This is a genomic window from Pseudosulfitobacter sp. DSM 107133, assembly GCF_022788695.1.
In the GTDB taxonomy this organism is placed as follows: domain Bacteria; phylum Pseudomonadota; class Alphaproteobacteria; order Rhodobacterales; family Rhodobacteraceae; genus Pseudosulfitobacter.
In genome coordinates this window covers 560,450-577,312 of sequence record NZ_CP085154.1, presented here as the reverse complement: position 1 = coordinate 577,312, position 16,863 = coordinate 560,450, and the positions used below count along the sequence as shown (strand labels likewise).

13 protein-coding genes are annotated in these 16,863 nt (G+C 62.7%); 5 read left to right on the top strand and 8 right to left on the bottom strand.

What is annotated here, in order from left to right; translation table 11 throughout:
• The first annotated feature begins 17 nt into the window (after positions 1-17).
• The gene (rpe, locus tag DSM107133_RS02760; protein WP_114292383.1) at positions 18-707 is read left to right on the top strand and encodes a ribulose-phosphate 3-epimerase; all 690 of its coding nucleotides are present in this window, start codon (positions 18-20) and stop codon (positions 705-707) included.
• Between the two features lie 18 nt (positions 708-725).
• Here the strand turns inward: rpe and DSM107133_RS02755 are convergent, their stop codons facing one another.
• The 7 genes from DSM107133_RS02755 to DSM107133_RS02725 all read right to left on the bottom strand — a co-directional run bounded on the left by DSM107133_RS02755 (position 726) and on the right by DSM107133_RS02725 (position 8,494).
• Entirely contained in the window at positions 726-2,219 is a 1,494-nt protein-coding gene (locus DSM107133_RS02755) for a class I adenylate-forming enzyme family protein (protein WP_114292382.1), read from the bottom strand.
• Positions 2,216-2,992 (bottom strand): enoyl-CoA hydratase family protein, encoded by a 777-nt coding sequence (locus DSM107133_RS02750; RefSeq protein ID WP_114292381.1) that lies wholly within the window; start codon positions 2,990-2,992, stop codon positions 2,216-2,218. The genes DSM107133_RS02755 and DSM107133_RS02750 overlap by 4 nt, the downstream gene beginning before the upstream one ends.
• Positions 2,989-3,405, bottom strand: coding sequence for a PaaI family thioesterase (locus DSM107133_RS02745; protein WP_114292380.1), 417 nt, complete (start codon positions 3,403-3,405; stop codon positions 2,989-2,991). Before DSM107133_RS02745 ends, DSM107133_RS02750 begins: the two co-directional genes overlap by 4 nt.
• A 1-nt stretch (position 3,406) precedes the next feature.
• A complete protein-coding gene (locus tag DSM107133_RS02740) occupies positions 3,407-4,504 on the bottom strand; it encodes an acyl-CoA dehydrogenase (RefSeq protein WP_114292379.1) in 1,098 nt (365 codons plus the stop codon).
• Positions 4,501-5,700 (bottom strand): acyl-CoA dehydrogenase family protein, encoded by a 1,200-nt coding sequence (locus tag DSM107133_RS02735; RefSeq protein ID WP_114292378.1) that lies wholly within the window; start codon positions 5,698-5,700, stop codon positions 4,501-4,503. The genes DSM107133_RS02740 and DSM107133_RS02735 overlap by 4 nt, the downstream gene beginning before the upstream one ends.
• Positions 5,701-5,720: 20 nt before the next feature.
• Positions 5,721-7,820, bottom strand: a complete 2,100-nt coding sequence (locus tag DSM107133_RS02730) for an FAD-dependent oxidoreductase (RefSeq protein WP_114292377.1) — start codon at positions 7,818-7,820, stop codon at positions 5,721-5,723.
• Between the two features lie 182 nt (positions 7,821-8,002).
• Entirely contained in the window at positions 8,003-8,494 is a 492-nt protein-coding gene (locus tag DSM107133_RS02725) for a class I SAM-dependent methyltransferase (RefSeq protein ID WP_114292376.1), read from the bottom strand.
• 164 nt (positions 8,495-8,658) lie between these two features.
• Between DSM107133_RS02725 and DSM107133_RS02720 the strand changes: the two genes are divergently transcribed.
• The 4 genes from DSM107133_RS02720 to DSM107133_RS02705 are packed head-to-tail and all read left to right on the top strand — an operon-like array spanning position 8,659 to position 14,540.
• Entirely contained in the window at positions 8,659-10,428 is a 1,770-nt protein-coding gene (locus DSM107133_RS02720) for an ABC transporter ATP-binding protein (protein ID WP_114292375.1), read from the top strand.
• A gap of 31 nt (positions 10,429-10,459) precedes the next feature.
• Complete coding sequence (locus DSM107133_RS02715) at positions 10,460-12,364, top strand: ABC transporter substrate-binding protein (protein ID WP_240310441.1); 1,905 nt, start codon at positions 10,460-10,462, stop codon at positions 12,362-12,364.
• The gene (locus DSM107133_RS02710) at positions 12,361-13,389 is read left to right on the top strand and encodes an ABC transporter permease (RefSeq protein WP_114292373.1); all 1,029 of its coding nucleotides are present in this window, start codon (positions 12,361-12,363) and stop codon (positions 13,387-13,389) included. Before DSM107133_RS02715 ends, DSM107133_RS02710 begins: the two co-directional genes overlap by 4 nt.
• A complete protein-coding gene (locus DSM107133_RS02705; protein WP_114292372.1) occupies positions 13,386-14,540 on the top strand; it encodes an ABC transporter permease in 1,155 nt (384 codons plus the stop codon). The genes DSM107133_RS02710 and DSM107133_RS02705 overlap by 4 nt, the downstream gene beginning before the upstream one ends.
• Here DSM107133_RS02705 and DSM107133_RS02700 read toward each other — a convergent pair.
• Positions 14,537-16,777, bottom strand: a complete 2,241-nt coding sequence (locus tag DSM107133_RS02700; protein ID WP_114292371.1) for a DEAD/DEAH box helicase — start codon at positions 16,775-16,777, stop codon at positions 14,537-14,539. The genes DSM107133_RS02705 and DSM107133_RS02700 overlap by 4 nt on opposite strands.
• Positions 16,778-16,863 lie beyond the last annotated feature (86 nt).

Genomic DNA, 16,863 nt, shown 5'->3' with positions numbered 1-16,863 from the left:
ACCCAAAGGCTGCCCTCATGACCTTCGACCGCGCGATCAAAATTGCCCCTTCCATCCTTGCCGCCGATTTCGCCAATTTCGGTGCCGAATGCGCCGCTGCCGAAGCGCAGGGCGCCGATTGGATTCATGTAGACGTGATGGATGGCCATTTCGTGCCCAACATCACCTTTGGCCCCGCCACCTGTGCGGCGATCCGGCCCCACATCAAGGGCGTGATGGACGTGCACCTGATGATCTCGCCGGTTGATGCCTATATCGACGCTTTCGCGCAGGCCGGCGCCGATGTTCTGACCGCCCATATCGAAGCCGGCCCGCACATCCACCGCACCCTGCAAGCGATCCGCGCGGCGGGCTGCAAGGCCGGTGTGGCGCTGAACCCCGGCACGCCTGCATCCGCCGTCGCGGAGCTGATGGACATGGTTGATCTGGTCTGCGTGATGACCGTGAACCCAGGTTTCGGTGGGCAAAAATTCATCGACATGACCACCAAGATCAAAACCCTGCGCAGCATGATCGGTGACCGCCCCATTCACATCGAAATTGACGGTGGCGTTGATCCCAAGACCGCGCCGCTGGTCGCCCAGGCCGGCGCCGATGTGCTGGTGGCAGGCTCTGCCGTGTTCAAGGGCGGCTCGGTCCAGAACCCCGCCCCTTACGGCGAAAACATCCGCGCCATTCGCGCCGCTGCCGAAGGTGTCTGGGCCTAAAAGCCCGCAGTCAAAGCCTCAGCCGATCTGATCGGCAAAGGCTTCCAGCAGTTTATGCTTCAGGATCTTGCCCGTGGGTGCCGCGGGCAAGGACGACGCCAGAATGATCTGGCTGGGGCGTTTATAGCCCGCCAGCCGCTCGGCGGCAAAGGCGCGCAATGCATCAACGCTGACATCGTCGCCATCGGCCACCTGACAAAAAGCCAGCACCTTTTCGTCGCCGTCCACCTTATGCCCGATCACCGCCGCCTGAATCACCTGCGGGTGATCGTTCAGCGCCGCCTCGACCTCGGGCGGATAGACATTGAAACCGCCATGAATAATCAGTTCCTTGGACCGGCCCACGATGTGCAGGTGCCCCTTTTCGTCGATACGCCCCAGATCACCGGTGTGCAGCCAGCCGTCGGCAGACAACACCTTGGCCGTTTCTTCGGGGTTCTTGTAATAGCCCTTCATGATCTGCGGGCCGCGGGTGATCACCTCGCCCACGCCATCGCCCGATCCGGGCGCGTCCATGTCCAGCGCCACTTCGACCCCCGGCAGGGCGGGGCCAACCGAAATATCCGGGTCACCGATCGCATTGGTGGTGGCAGCGGTGCCTGCGCTGGTTTCGGTCATACCGTAACCGTTCTGCAAGGCGACGCCATAGAACGCCTCGGCCTGACGTTTCCACGCCGGGTCCAGCGGGGCCGCGCCGGAGGAGACATAGCGCAACGTCGGGCTGTCCAGCCGCGTGTACCCCATCTTGCGCGTGTAGGCCATCAACAGCGCATGCATCTGCGGCACGGCGGAATAAAGCGTGACGCCGGTTTTCAACGCCTCGTAGGTCGCCGCCACATCGAACCGCGCCGCCAGCCGCACAGGTGCGCCGGTATAGACCGCCGCCGCCATGACCGAGCACATGCCGAACACATGGGTCATCGGCAGCACGCCATAGATCACGTCATCGGGTGTCATATTACGCAGGTTGGACGAGGTCAGCCCGCCAAAGCGCACATTGTCATGGGTCAACATCACGCCCTTGGGCGTGCCGGTGGTACCGGTGGTGTACAGCAGGATCGCGACGTCGGTGGCCGCATCTGGTTCGCCGCCCTCAAGCGCTGCGAAAGATAGCGTGCCATAGAGGCCCGCCACCTCGACCGCGCCGAACCGTGCGCCATGGGCCGCCGCATCCGGCGACGCGGCGCTGGTGCAGACCAGCGCGCTGGGTTCTGCGTGGTCGATGATTTTCTGCACTTCGCCCGCCGTCTGGCGCGCGTTGAACGGCACCACGGTGGCCCCGATCTTCCAAGCGCCGAACAGCAGTGCCACGGCGGCCACGCAGTTTTCGGACAGCATCAGAACACGGTCGCCCGCGACGACGCCCAGACCGGTCAGCCGCGCGCCGATGTCGTCAGCGGCAGCGTCCAGTTCGGCGTAGGTCACACGCACACCGGTGTTGTCCTCGAACGCCAACCCGTCAGGTCGCGTGGCAACCTGATGCGCCAGAAAATCCTCGACCCGCGCGGTCATTTGTCAAACACCGGCGCGCGTTTTTCCAGAAATGCTGCGATGCCCTCGGCGGCCTCGTCAGCCCCCGCAGCCCAGGCCATACCGTCACGCTCGGTATCCAGTTGCGCGGCCTCGTCCTGATCATATGCGCGTGCCACCATCTCGCGGATGCGCCCTTGGGCGACGCGGGGACCTTTGGAAATGCGGTCCACGATGGCCAGCGCCGATGGCACCACATCATCCGCCGCACTCAGCTGGCTGACGACACCCAGGGCCTGCATCCGTTCCGCGGTCACCGGCTGCGCCAGCACGCACATCTCCATCGCCAGCTGGCGCGGGACCATTCGGGCCAGATGCGCGGTCAGGCCGCCATCCGGCACCAGTCCTGCATTGACATAAGAGGCGGTGAATTTCGCACCTTCCTCTGCCACGATCATGTCACAGGCCAGCGCAATGGACGCGCCCGCGCCTGCCGCACCGCCTTTGACGGCAGCGATCACCGGCACGGGGCTGTTGCGGATCAGGCGGATCAGGTTGTGCAGCTCGTCGATTTTTTCGCGCCGCGCATCCTCGGCCATATCACGCCGCGCGATCAGCACGTTCAGGTTACCGCCCGCACAAAAGAACCCACCCTGCGACGTCAGCACCACCGCGCGAATGCGCGGCTCCTGCGCCTTGGCAAAGGCCTCTTCGATCACCGCATACAGCTCGGGCGACAAGGCACCGCGCATATGCACATTGCCGTTCCAGACAATCAGACTGTCGCCCGTATCCTCAAGATATGGATCACTCATCCCCGTCCCTCCGCTACCTTTTTGTAAACGCCGGTGGCCGTCGCCAAGAGACGGCCGTCTTCGTGATGCAATTCGCCTTCGGCAAACATCAGGTTGCGCCCGCCGCCGGTGATCTTGCCGGTGGCGATCACCCGCCCGCCGGGGGCGGGGGCAATGAATTGCGTGTTCATCGAAACAGTCAGGAATTTGGCGCTGCCATCCTCGGACACATGCACCGCCGCGCCATAGCCCATCGCATTGTCGAGAAGACAGGCAATGATACCGCCATGCAGAACACCATGCCGGTTTCCATGCTGCGCGCCGACATCCAGCACGCAGCGTCCTTTTCCATCTTTGGCCGAAATATCAACCACATACCCCAAGAGCGTTTGCGCGCCCGTCTCGTCGCGGATGATGCCCGGCCCGTCCATCATCTCAGGCAGCACTCAGCGCGATAAAGCGTTCCAGATGGTGATCGGTGTCGCCAAAGCGGTGATCGGCCATGGTGATACGCTTGGCGATATGAGCCAGTTCGTATTCCTGCGTCATGGCGATGCCGCCGTGCATCTGGATCGCTTCCTCGGCAATCAGACGACCGGCGCGGCCCAACAGGTTTTTCGCCGCCGAAATGTTGAGATCGCGAATGCGGGTCTCTTCGTTCAGGTTGCCCGCCGCGTTGATGACGGCGCTGCGCGCCTGTTCCATTTCGATCAGCATGTCCGCCATGCGGTGTGCCAGCGCCTGAAAGGTGCCGATGGGGCGGCCGAACTGTTTGCGCGTGCCAAGATAGTCGTTGGTCAGCCGTGTTGCCGTGTCCATCGCGCCCAGAGTTTCAGCACATTGCGCAGTGGTCGCCAGCGCAATCACGTCAGACAGCACGGCAAAGCCGTCTTCGCTCAGCAGTTCGCCCTCGACACCGTCCAGAGTCACCTCGGCGGCGCGGCCACCGGCCAGCAGGGGATAGCCCTGAATGGTCAGACCCGGCGCGTCCTTGGCCACAAGGTACAGCGAAATGCCTGCCTCGTCCGCGACGTCGCCGCTGGTGCGGGCCGAAACGATCAGGTGATCTGCCATTTCGGCGTTCATCACCACCGCCTTGCGCCCGTTCAGCTTGCCCCCGTCCACAGAGGTACGCACATGGCTCAGGTCATAGCGGCTGGTCGGCTCGCCATGGGCCACGGCCAGTTGCAGGCCGCCACCGATCATCTCTTCGACCAGATCGGATTTGTCACAGGCGGCCAGGATGCGGCCCCCGATCAATGCGCTGTCCATGAACGGTTCGACCACGCCCGCGCGGCCCAGTTCCTCGAACACCACGGCGATGTCGAAACCCGCACCGCCAAAGCCGCCCTGCTCTTCGGTGAACAGCGCGCCGATGACGCCCAGTTCGGCCAGCTGCGCCCAGACGTCTGTCGACATGCCGGCCGCGCTTTCGAGAATCTCGTTGCGCGTGGCTGTGGAATATTTGTCCCGCAGGTAGCGCCGCAGGCTGTCTTGCAGCATTTGCCGCTCTTCTGTCAGATCAAAGTTCATTGACCGCCTCCCATCATGACCTTCGCGATGATGCCGCGTTGGATTTCGTTGCTGCCGCCAAAGATCGACAGCTTGCGATTGTTGAAATACTGCGCCGCGACCGGACCGGCCTCGTGCGGATCGGGCAAGGCTTCGTTGCTGCCTTCGATCGCTTCCGAGGCAAAGGGCATCGCGTAGGGGCCAACGGCCCGACGTGCCAGATCGTTGATTTCCTGACGGATGATCGTGCCCTTGACCTTCAGCATCGACGCTTCAACCCCCGGCGCGCCACCGGCAGCAGCCTTCGAAATGATACGCAGGTTGCTGGTCGCCATCGCTTTCAGGTCAATCTCGACCTGCGCGACGCGTGCGGCAAAATGCGGGTTCGCCATCAGCGGCTTGCCTCCGGCCATTTCGGCGCGGGCAATGCGTTTCACGGTGTTCAGACCGGCCTGCGAGAACCCGACGCCCGCGATATTGGTGCGCTCGTGAGTCAGCAGATACTTGGCATAGGTCCAGCCCTTGTTTTCTTCGCCAACAAGGTTTTCGACCGGCACTTTGACGTCGTCAAAGAATACTTCGTTCACCTCGTGCGTGCCATCCAGCAGGATGATCGGGCGCACCTCGATGCCCGGGGTATTCATGTCGATCAGCAGGAACGAAATGCCCTCTTGCTGTTTCACGTCGGGGTCGGTGCGCACCAGGCAGAAGATCATGTTGGCGTGCTGGCCCAGCGTGGTCCATGTCTTTTGCCCGTTGACGATATAGTGGTCGCCATCACGCACGGCGCGGGTTTTCAGCGACGCGAGGTCAGAGCCGGCGCCCGGCTCGGAATAGCCCTGACACCACCAATCCTTGCCCTCAAGCAGACGTGGCAGCCAATAGTCCTGCTGCTCTTTCGAGCCGAACTTTTGCAGCACGGGCGCCAGCATCGACAGACCAAAGGGCACGATGCGCGGCGCGTGGTGTGCGGCGGCCTCTTCCTCGAAAATGTGACGCTGCACGGCGTTCCATTCGGCCCCGCCGAATTTCTTCGGCCAGTTCGGCGCAAGCCAGCCCTTGCTGTTCAGGATGGCATGCCATTTTTCCTGACCTTCCTTGCCCAGCTCTTCGCCAAGGCGGATCTTGTCCGACATCTCCTTGGGAAGCTCGTCACGCATGAATGCGCGAACCTCGTCGCGGAATGCCAGTTCTTCGTCGGTATAGCTCAGGTCCATATCCGGTCTCCTTATCGGGATCAGGCCGCAGCGGCCTTGTTGAGGTCGTCGAATGTCTTGCCTTCGGCCACCAGCTTTTCAAGCAGCGGCGCAATTTGCCAGAAATACGGATCTTCCTTCTGGTACTCTTTCATGTCGGCCAGCAGTTCGGGCAGGCCAACGATATCGGCCCATTTCAGCGGTCCCCCGTGATACCGCGGGAAGCCGTAGCCAAAGAGCAGCGTCATATCCACGTCCAGCGGACGGCGGGCAATGCCCTCGCCCACGACCTTGGCCGCTTCGTTGACCATCGCGGCCATATAGCGGCGCACGATCTCTTCCGAGGTGAAATCACGCGGGGTGATGCCCTGTTTGGCGCGCTCCTCTTCGATCAACGGCATCACGTCCGGGTTCGGCACGCGGGCCTTGGCCCCTGCGGAATAGTCGTAATAGCCCTTGCCGGTTTTCTGGCCAAAGTGGCCGTCTTCGCACAGCTTGTCGGCATAGGAGCTGTCACGCGCGCGCGGGTCGATGCCTTCGGCGCGTTTGCGTTTGCGCACGGCCCAGCCGATGTCCAGACCGGCAAGGTCGGCCACAGCATAGGGGCCCATGGCAAAACCGAAGGCTTCCAGCGCCTTGTCGATTTCATAAGGCGACGCACCGTCCAGGATCATGTGGTCGGCGGCGGTGCGATAGGTCGACAGAATGCGGTTGCCGATGAACCCGTCGCAGACACCGGCGCGCACGCTGATCTTGCTCATGCGTTTGCCCAGCTCGAACCCGGTGGCGACCACATCGGGCGCGGTCTTGTCGGCCACGACGATTTCCAACAGCTTCATCACATGCGCAGGCGAGAAGAAGTGCAACCCGATCACGTCCTCGGGACGGCTGGTGCAGGCGGCAATCTCGTTCACGTCCAGATAGGATGTGTTCGACGCAAGGATCGCGCCCTTTTTGCAAACGCGGTCCAGCTCGGTAAAGACTTTTTTCTTCACCGACATTTCCTCGAACACCGCCTCGATCACCAGATCGACATCGGACAGCGCGTCATAGCTGGTGACGACTGTTAGAATGCTGGTCAGGATCGCGTCATGTTTGTCCTGGCTGATCTTTCCACGTTTCAACGCGCCGCTGAGGTTGCCCGCGATGCGTTTGTGGGCCGCCTCTCCTGCTTCCGGCGTCATCTCCAGCAGCGTCACCTGCAAGCCCGACAGCAGGGCCGAGGTCGCGATACCCGCGCCCATGGTGCCGCCACCGATCACACCGATGTGCTGTAGGCTGCGGGGTTCAACGCCCTTCAGTTCCGGCAGGTTGCCCACGGCACGTTCGCTAAAGAACGCGTGGATCATGCCCTGTCGCTGGTCGGTGGCCATCAGGTCCATGAAGATCTTGCGCTCGGCGGCCAGACCTTCGTCAAAGGGCTTTTCAACACCTGCCTGCACGGCACGCACGCACCAGGCAGGGGAAATCTGGCCGCGGCCACGCGCAAGGATGGCATCGAATGCGCCGTCCCAGTCAATCGCGGCGGGCGGTTCCAATTCCGAAACCGGAAGCCGTGGTTCACCCGAAGACAACAGCATTTCGGTGTATTCAATGCCGTTCTGTTTGGGATCGCCATCTTTGATCTTGTCGATCAGGCCCAGCTTGGCGGCCTCGTCGGCCTTTACCTGACGGCCCGTTGTCATGATATCCAAGGCGGCCTCGACACCGATCAGACGCGGCATGCGCTGCGTACCACCGGCACCGGGGATCAGACCAAGATGTACTTCGGGCAGGCCAACGCGGGCAGAGGGCACTGCGATCCGGTAATGACAGCCCAAAGCCACCTCAAGCCCGCCGCCCAGACTGACACCATGCATCGACGCGACCACCAGCAGAGGCGAAGCCTCGATGCGGTTGATCAAAACGGGCAGATGCGGCTCCATCGGCGGCTTGCCGAATTCGGTGATGTCGGCACCGGCGAAAAACGCGCGCCCCTCACCCACAATCAGCACAGCCTTGACACCCTCATCCGCCTCGGCGCGGTCCATCCCGTCCCACAGGCCCTGACGCACCGCATGGCTCAGCGCGTTGACAGGTGGGTTCTGTACCGTCAGCACGGCAATGTCGCCATGTCGTGAATATGCAATCTTGTCGCTCATGTCTGGGCTCTCCTCCGGTTCGGCCGTCTTGCGTGCTGGCCTCCCGTTTCGGGATGCGAAACTGCATTCCGCACCAGCGCGGCCAGATAGACACAAGGTACATAGCCTCGCAAGAAGAACATAGACCGGATGGCAAAAGCCGCCACGTCACAAACAACCTGTCACCGCATCGCGGTTCGCAGCTATCGCGGTGCCTGGTAAATAAAGCACCGCCCCGGCACCGCCTGATCCGGAAGGGGCAGTTCCTCAAGACCGTCAAAATACATCCGGTCGCTGGACACCATCAGCCCGCCCGGCGCCAGCAACGGCTGCACATAGGGCGAAATGTTGCGGGCAAATTCATCATTCTTGGCACGGTTGTGCCCGCCCAGATCGGCGTGGATCAATGCCGCCGTCGGCCCGAAGCGCACCAATGCCTGAGGCAATGTTTCGAACACGTCACCCAAAATCAGCATATCATCGGGCGGTGTACTGTCAGGATGCGAGGCAACCGCCCGCTCGAACACAAAAATATCGCGCGGGTCCAGCACCTTGCGCATATGATGATAGGTGCGCCCGTTGCCCAGCCCCAGTTCAAACGCAGGACCGTCCATATCGGCCACCATGGCGGCAGCGTGGTCAAGACAGGCGCGCTGGGACACCATCCGGTCAATAAACATATCCAGTCGGCTCATGCGGGCGGTCTCCTTGGTGGGTCATTTGTGATCTACATGGGGCACTATGGTGCGAATGTGTAGGGCAAGGCGCACACAAACGCGCCATCACTGGACCTGAGGCACGAAATCGGGTTTCACTGTGGCAAACACTGCGCGGCAGACAAAGCGCAACAGGGGAAAGCATGACACCACTTCTTGATGTGGCAAACCTAAGCATCGGGTTCGGCACCGCGCCGCCCGTGGTGCATGGCGTCAGCTTTTCCGTGATGCCGGGCGAAACGCTGGCGCTGGTCGGTGAAAGCGGCTCGGGCAAGACGCTGACCTGCCGGTCGGTGCTGCGCATTCTGCCGGGGTCGGCGCAGTTGCGCTCGGGCAGCATTCGCTTTGGCCGCGAAGGCGCAGTGCAAGACCTGCTGACCCTGCCAGACCGCAAGATGCGCGACATTCGCGGCAACCACATTTCGATGATTTTTCAAGAGCCGATGCGCTCGTTGTCGCCCCTGCACAGGATTGGCAATCAGGTGTCCGAAGTGCTGAAACTGCACCGCACGAAAACCGGAGCCAATCCGCGCAAGCAGGTGCTCGAGACATTCGAACAGGTGGGCTTTGCCGATCCCGAACGGGTATACCGCGCTTATCCGTTCGAATTGTCGGGCGGCATGCGGCAGCGGGCGATGATTGCCATGGCGATGGTGGCCAAACCCGACCTGCTGATCGCGGACGAGCCGACAACAGCGCTGGATGTGACCACGCAGGCGCAGGTTCTTGGGCTGATCAAGGATTTGCAGCGCGACACCGGCATGGCGGTGATCCTTGTCACCCACGATCTGGGCGTTGTGGCCAATATGGCCGAAAAAGTCGTTGTGATGAACAAGGGGGCCGTCATGGAAAGCGGCCCCGCAGCCGCCGTGCTGGGCGCGCCGCAACACGGCTATACGCAGAAACTGTTCGCCGCCGCACCGATGATCCCCGAAGTGGCGGCTCCTTCGGACCCCGTACCGCACAATGACCTGATCCTGGACATGCAGAACGTCAACAAGACCTATCAGGTGCGCGCCGGTGGCTGGAAAGCTCCGATAAACGTGCGGGCCTGCATCGACGTGAACCTGTCGCTGCCGCGTGGCCGCACGCTGGCCGTGGTGGGCGAAAGCGGCTCGGGCAAGACGACCTGCGCCCGCATCGCACTGGGCGCGGAAGTGCCCGACGACGGCAGCCGCGTGCTGTTTCGCGCCCAGGGAGCAGAGGACGCCCTGCCCGTTCACGCCATGGACCGCGCCCAGCGCACGCGCTTTCAGCGCGCCGCGCAGATGGTGTTCCAAGACCCCTATTCGTCGCTGTCCCCGCGTATGCGCATTCAGGAGGCGCTGACCGAACCGATGGAGATCCACCAGATCGGCACCCGCGCCGACCGGCGCGACAAGGCCGCCGAAATGCTGCGTTGGGTGGGTTTGTCACCCGACATGCTGGGGCGCTTTCCGCATGCGTTCTCAGGCGGCCAGCGCCAGCGGCTTTCGATCGCCCGTGCCCTGACGCTGGACCCGCAACTTCTGGTCTGTGACGAGCCGACCTCGGCGCTGGATGTGTCCGTGCAGGAACAGATCCTGACCCTGCTTGAGGACATTCAGGGGCGCATGGGGCTGAGCTATCTGTTCATCAGTCACGATCTGGCCGTGGTGTCGCGCATCGCAGACGAGGTGGCCGTGATGCGTCAGGGGGTCATCGTCGAACAGGCCCCGCCCGACACGTTGTTTTACAACCCGCAACATCCCTACACCAAGGCGCTGATCGCCGCCCAACCCGAACCCGACCTGTCGCGCCCCATTGATCTGGCGCTGGTCGCCAAAGGGGCCGGATCGCCTAAATCATGGCCCGAAATGTTTCGCTTTGAGGGTGCAGAGGCTCCCGCGCTGATCGAAGTCCACCCCGGCCATCAGGTGCGCTGCCATGTTTAAGCGATTGCGCCCCTTGCTGCTGGCCGCCGTCATGGGGCTGACCAGCCCGCTCGGTGCCCAGCCGCTGCTGCCCGCCGATGTACAGGAAACCGCATTCTGGGCCGACGACGTTGCCAAAGGCCATATGCCCCCCACTGCACAACGCATCCCTCAAGAGCCGCTGGTGGTTGATCTGGAAGCCAAGGGCCGCAGCTTTGGCAAACAGGGCGGCACGCTGCGCACCATGGTCTCGCGCACCAAGGACGTGCGGCAAATGGTGGTTTACGGCTATGCCCGGCTGGTGGGCTATGACCAGAATTACCAGCTCAAGCCCGACATTCTGCGTGATGTGACTGTCGAAGAGGGGCGCCGCTTTACGCTGCATCTGCGCAAGGGGCACAAATGGTCGGACGGGGCAGACTTTACCTCGGCGGATTTCGCATATTGGTGGAACGACGTCGCCAACAATCCTGAACTCAGCCCCAACGGTCCCCCCGAGGTGATGCGTGTGGGGCAATTTCTGGCCACGATGCGCTTTCCCGACCCGCTGACCGTGGTGATCGAATGGCCCGTGCCCAACCCCGAATTCCTGCAACTGCTGGCGGCGGCAGCGCCTCCGTTTATCTACCGTCCCTCGGCCTATCTCAAGCAGTTTCACGTTGACTATGCCGACCCCGAGGCACTGGAAAAGGAAATCGACAAACGCCGGGTACGCAGTTGGGCGGCGCTGCACAACCGCGTCGACAATATGTACAAATTCGACAATCCACAGCTGCCCACCCTGCAACCGTGGATGAGCGCAACCGCCACCAAATCGTCGCGTCAGCTGTTTGTGCGCAATCCGTATTTTCACCGGATCGACGCGCGCGGTGTACAACTGCCCTATATCGACGTGGTGGAGATGACCGTTGTGGGGGCCGGACTGGTCGCTGCAAAATCCAACGCAGGCGAAGCAGACCTGCAAGCGCGGGGGCTGGATTTCAACGATGTGGCAATCCTGAAAAAGGGCGAAAGCGACGGTGCGAACTATCACACCCTGCTGTGGGGCAATGGTGCTGCCAGCCAGATTGCCATCTATCCCAACCTGAATTTTGCCGATCCTGTCTGGCGCGAGGTGATCCGCGATGTGCGCTTTCGCCGTGCCTTGTCGATGGCGATTGACCGGCACATGATCAACCGCGCCCTGTATTTCGGGCTGGGGCTGGAGGGCGGTATGACCGCCCTGCCCGACAGCGCCTTTTTCAGCGAGGCCAACCTGCACGCCTGGGCCAGCTATGACCCCGCCGCCGCCAATGCGCTGCTGGACGACATGGGGCTGACCGCGCGCACACCGTCGGGGCTGCGCAAGCTGCCAGACGGGCGGCCGATGGAATTCGTGATTGAAACCGCAGGCGAACGCCAGGAGGTGGAAAACGCGCTGGCCATCATCACTGACACATGGCGCGAGATCGGGATCAGGCTGGTGATGCGCCCGCTGGACCGCGACATCCTGCGCAACCGTGTCTATGCGGGCGTGACGATGTCGGCGGTCTGGTACGGCTGGGACAACGGCTTGCCGCAACCCTATACGCCTCCCGGCTATCTGGCCCCCACCCAGCAGGATTTCATGGCATGGCCGATGTGGGGCCAATATTACCAGACACGCGGTGCGGTGGGCCAGCCTGTCGACATGGAACCGGCCAAGCGGCTGCTGGTGCTGTCTGCCCAATGGACCGCCGCCACAGACACCGCCACCCGCAGCGCCATCTGGCGCGAGATGCTGGATATCCACGCCAGCGAACAATACGGCATCGGCATTCTGTCCGAAGCGCCGCAGCCCGTGGTGGTCAACAACGCCCTGCGCAACGTTCCCGAAGTGGCGACATGGGCATGGGATCCGGGGGCGCATTTCGGTGTGCACCGGATAGATGAATTCTGGTTCGATCTGCCTGCGCAGACAGCACAGGTGAGCGAATGATGTTTCTGAAATACGCAGGCTATCGTCTGCTGACCATGCTGCTGACGCTGTGGGTGGTGTCGATCCTGGTCTTTGCCATCATCAACCTGCCTCCTGGCGACTATCTGTCAAACCAGATTGCGGAATTGCGTGCCACGGGTCAGGCCGAAGGTGTCGCCAAGGCAGAGTTCCTGCGCACCGAATACGCGCTGGATCGCCCCCTGTGGATGCAATACCTGATCTGGGTCGGTGCCGCCCCCGGCCCGCAGGGGTTCAGCGGCATGTTACAGGGCGATTTCGGCTGGTCTTTCGAGTTTGACCAGCCGGTGGCTGAAATCGTCGGAGACGCGCTGTGGCTGACGGTGCTGGTGAACCTTGCCGCAGTGCTTTTCGTCTATGTGGTGGCCTTGCCGCTGGGGGTGCTGGCGGCAGCGAAATCCGAAACCTGGGTGGACTATTCAGCGGCCTTTGTCGGCTATCTGGGGCTGGCAACGCCGAACTTTCTGCTCGCACTCATGCTGTTCTATTACGGACACAAATACATGGGCCTGCCTATCGGCGGCCTGATGGCCCCCGAATTCGAAGGCGAACCGATGAGCCCGGCCAAAGTGCAGTCGATCCTTGTTCACCTGATCGTTCCCACCTTTGTCATTGGCACATCGGGCGCGGCGGCAATGATGCAGCGGCTGCGCGCCAATATGCTGGACGAGCTGAGCAAGCCCTATGTCGAGACCGCCAAGGCCAAGGGCTTGGCCCCTGCCCGACTGCTGGCGAAATATCCGCTGCGCATGGCGTTCAACCCCTTTGTCGCTGACATCGGCAACCTGCTGCCCGCGATGGTGTCGGGCTCGGTTCTGGTGTCGGTGGTGCTGGGGCTGCAAACCATCGGGCCGGCCTTGCTGGTTGCGCTGAAAACCCAAGATCAGTTTCTGGCCGGTTTCGTGTTGATGTTCGTGGCCCTGCTGACCCTGATCGGCACGATGATTTCCGATCTGCTGCTGGTGCTGCTTGATCCGCGCATCCGTTACGGAGCGCGCGAAGGATGAGCAATTTGCCCGGTGACCACTACGTCGACGACGCCCCCTATGAACCAGATGTCAATCTGAGCGAGCTGGACCGCAAGGACATGGACGCCCCCGCCTGGCTGCTGGTCTGGCGGCGGTTCCGGCGGCACAAGCTGGGACTGATCTCGGGGCTGTTTCTGCTGTTCAGCTACCTGATGCTGCCCGTCGCGGGGTTTATCGCGCCCTATACGCCCAATGAGCGCAGCGCCGAATATCTGTATCATCCGCCGCAGGCGATCCACTGGTTTCACGACGGCGCGCTGATCGGCCCCTATGTCTATGCCACCACCGGTGCGGCTGATCTGGAAAACTTCCGCTGGCAGTACGAAACCGACACCGACAGGCCGATGCGGCTGGAGATGTTCTGCGAGGGCGGCAGCTATAACCTGCTGGGCTTCATTCCGTCAGACACCCACCTGTTTTGCGCGCCCGAAGGGGCGACGGTGTTCCTGTTCGGGTCCGACAGGCTGGGCCGCGATGTGTTCAGCCGTATCCTGTACGGCGCGCAGCTGTCGCTGACCGTGGGCATCATCGGTATCACCGTGTCGTTTATTCTGGGCATCTTCTTTGGCTCGATCGCGGGCTATTTCGGCGGCAAGACCGACTGGATCATCAACCGTGCCATCGAAATCCTGCGCAGCCTGCCCGAACTGCCCCTGTGGCTGGCGCTGTCGGCGGCGGTGCCGTCGAACTGGGGGCCGGTGGCGGTGTTCTTCATCATCTCGATCATCCTCGGCATCCTTGACTGGCCGGGGCTGGCGCGGGCTGTGCGCTCGAAATTCCTGAGCCTGCGTGAGGAAGAATATGTGCGCGCCGCTGAAATGATGGGCGCGCGGCCGGGGCGGGTGATCCGCCGCCACCTGCTGCCCAATTTCATGTCGCACCTGATCGCCAGTGCAACACTGTCGATCCCTGCGATGATTTTGGGCGAAACCGCGCTGTCGTTTCTGGGGCTGGGGCTGCGTGCGCCTGCGGTCAGCTGGGGCGTGATGCTGAACGATGCGCAAAATCTGGCCAGCATCGAGATCTATCCGTGGACGGCGATCCCGATGCTGCCGATCATTTTCGTGGTACTGGCGTTCAACTTTCTGGGCGACGGGCTGCGGGACAGCCTGGACCCCTACAAGTCTTAACCGCGCGGTTTGCGCGGCGGCTGGCTGCCGCCCGGTCCGGCAAAGCCGCGCTTGCCTGCGGGTTTCCCGGCGGGTTTGCCCGCTGGTTTGCCTTTGAAGCCACCCGCTGGTGCGCCTTTGCCCTTGGGCTTGCCACCGGGCCCCGCACCACGCGGTGTGGTCACGGCGCCATCAGCGCGGGCGTTATCCATGGTCGAGCGCGGCTTTTTCTTGTGCGCGCTGTGCGGGGTCGCGGGCTTGCCGCCTTTCGGCTTCTTGCGGCGCGGGGTCGAAGTATCGTTCCAGTCGATCGGGCCTGCCGATTTGGGCGGGCCTTTGCGCGCGGGCTTGTCGTCGGGGTTATAGTCCGACTTGGGCTTGGGGTCCGCGTTGCCCTTGTACTCGGCCTTGGCCTTGTACTCCGGCTTGGACGCGGATTTATACGCAGGCTTGTCGGATTTCGGCGCGGCATGGGTTTCGGGTGCGCGGCTCAGGGCCGGTTCGGAACGAGGCTTGTCGTCCCACTGTTTCTTGGGTTTGTCGTCCCACTGCTTTTTCGGCTTGTCGTCGCGCGGCGGACGCGGGGCGCGTTCGCCGCCTTCGCGGGCCTTGTAGGGCGGCTTGCCACCCTTGGCCGGACCACGGTCATCGCGCGGCTTGTACGCGGGCTTGGGACGGCTGGCCTCGGCGGGCGGTGTCGCCAGACGCTCCAGCTTCAACCCGCCCTCGACAGTCATGTCATTGCCCAAGGCCGCCATGAACCCGTCGGCGCTGGATTGCAGCAGCTCTACAAAGGACGCATCATCGGAAATGCGGATCGCGCCCAGATCATCCTTGGTCACGTCACCGGCCTTGCACAGGATCGGCAGCAGGCGGCGCACTTCGACACCCTGATTGCGACCACCCGAGACAGAGAACCAGACGCTGGGGCCAAAGGCCTGGCGCGGTTTCGGTGCTTCGTTGGTGGCAGCCGAAAGATCTTCGGGCGCGGTATAGCGTTGGGCCAGCACGCGCACGGTGGCGGCGGCCAGTTGCTCGGGCGTGTACATCTCGGCCAGTTTGGCGACCAGACCGGCTTCGCTTTCCTCGATGGGTTCGTACCACATCGGATCGGCCAGCAGGCGGGCCTCGTCCTCGGCGCGCACGGCGTCGGCACTCGGCGCCTCGCCCCATGTCGCCTCAAGCTGGGCCATCTTCAGGATGCGGGTCGCTTTCGAACGCACCTTGGCGGTGACGATCAGCGCGCTGACGCCCTTGCGGCCCGCGCGGCCGGTCCGGCCCGAGCGGTGCAGCAGCGTTTCGTGGTTCGACGGCAGTTCGGCGTGCACAACCAGATCAAGGTTGGGCAGGTCGATGCCGCGCGCAGCCACATCGGTCGCCACGCAGACACGGGCGCGCCCGTCGCGCATGGCTTGCAGCGCGTGCGAGCGTTCGGCCTGCGTCAACTCGCCCGACAGCGCCACGACCGAGAAACCCCGGTTCGACAGGCGTGTGGTGATCCGGTTGACCATTGCACGGGTGTTGCAGAACACGATGGCGTTGGGCGCCTCGAAGAACCGCAGCGTGTTGATGATGGCGCTTTCGCCATCGTGGTTGGCCACGGACATGGCGCGGTATTCGATATCGGCGTGCTGTGACGTGCCCGACAGGGTCGTGACCCGCTGCGCGTTGCGCTGGTATTTCTGCGCCAGACCGGCGATGGATTTCGGCACCGTGGCCGAGAACATCAGCGTGCGGCGGTCTTCGGGGCATTCGCCCAGGATGTATTCCAGATCGTCGCGGAACCCCAGATCCAGCATTTCGTCGGCTTCGTCCAGAACAACGCCACGGATCGATTCAAGGTTGATCGACCCGCGCATGATGTGGTCGCGCAGACGGCCCGGTGTGGCCACAACGATATGCGCCCCGCGATCCAGCGCACGACGTTCGTCGCGCATGTCCATGCCGCCCACACAGGACGCCATCACGACGCCGGCCTTTTCATACAGCCACGCCAGTTCGCGTTTCACCTGCATCGCAAGCTCGCGGGTCGGTGCGATCACCAACGCCAGCGGCGCGTTTGCAGGATCAAAGCTTTCGCCGTCGCCCAGCAGGGTCGAGCCCAGCGCCAGGCCAAAGCCCACGGTCTTGCCCGATCCGGTCTGGGCGGACACCAGCAAATCCTGCCCTTCAAGGGCCGGATCGGTCACAGCCTCCTGTACGGGCGTGAGGGTTTCATATCCGCGCTGGGTCAGCGCGTCGGCAAGGCTCTGTTTCAAAGGTTTTGGCTTTCGTTTGCGTAAGGGACGCGATCTATGCCTTTTGACAGCACTTGTCGAGGGGCATTCATCGCATCATTCTAGCC

Excerpts from the sequence above, each read along its gene's own strand:
- rpe (WP_114292383.1), top strand. The coding sequence starts at position 18 with ATGACCTTCGACCGCGCGATCAAAATTGCCCCTTCCATCCTTGCCGCC.
- DSM107133_RS02755 (WP_114292382.1), bottom strand. The coding sequence starts at position 2,219 with ATGACCGCGCGGGTCGAGGATTTTCTGGCGCATCAGGTTGCCACGCGA.
- DSM107133_RS02750 (WP_114292381.1), bottom strand. The coding sequence starts at position 2,992 with ATGAGTGATCCATATCTTGAGGATACGGGCGACAGTCTGATTGTCTGG.
- DSM107133_RS02745 (WP_114292380.1), bottom strand. The coding sequence starts at position 3,405 with ATGATGGACGGGCCGGGCATCATCCGCGACGAGACGGGCGCGCAAACG.
- DSM107133_RS02740 (WP_114292379.1), bottom strand. The coding sequence starts at position 4,504 with ATGAACTTTGATCTGACAGAAGAGCGGCAAATGCTGCAAGACAGCCTG.
- DSM107133_RS02735 (WP_114292378.1), bottom strand. The coding sequence starts at position 5,700 with ATGGACCTGAGCTATACCGACGAAGAACTGGCATTCCGCGACGAGGTT.
- DSM107133_RS02730 (WP_114292377.1), bottom strand. The coding sequence starts at position 7,820 with ATGAGCGACAAGATTGCATATTCACGACATGGCGACATTGCCGTGCTG.
- DSM107133_RS02725 (WP_114292376.1), bottom strand. The coding sequence starts at position 8,494 with ATGAGCCGACTGGATATGTTTATTGACCGGATGGTGTCCCAGCGCGCC.
- DSM107133_RS02720 (WP_114292375.1), top strand. The coding sequence starts at position 8,659 with ATGACACCACTTCTTGATGTGGCAAACCTAAGCATCGGGTTCGGCACC.
- DSM107133_RS02715 (WP_240310441.1), top strand. The coding sequence starts at position 10,460 with ATGGGGCTGACCAGCCCGCTCGGTGCCCAGCCGCTGCTGCCCGCCGAT.
- DSM107133_RS02710 (WP_114292373.1), top strand. The coding sequence starts at position 12,361 with ATGATGTTTCTGAAATACGCAGGCTATCGTCTGCTGACCATGCTGCTG.
- DSM107133_RS02705 (WP_114292372.1), top strand. The coding sequence starts at position 13,386 with ATGAGCAATTTGCCCGGTGACCACTACGTCGACGACGCCCCCTATGAA.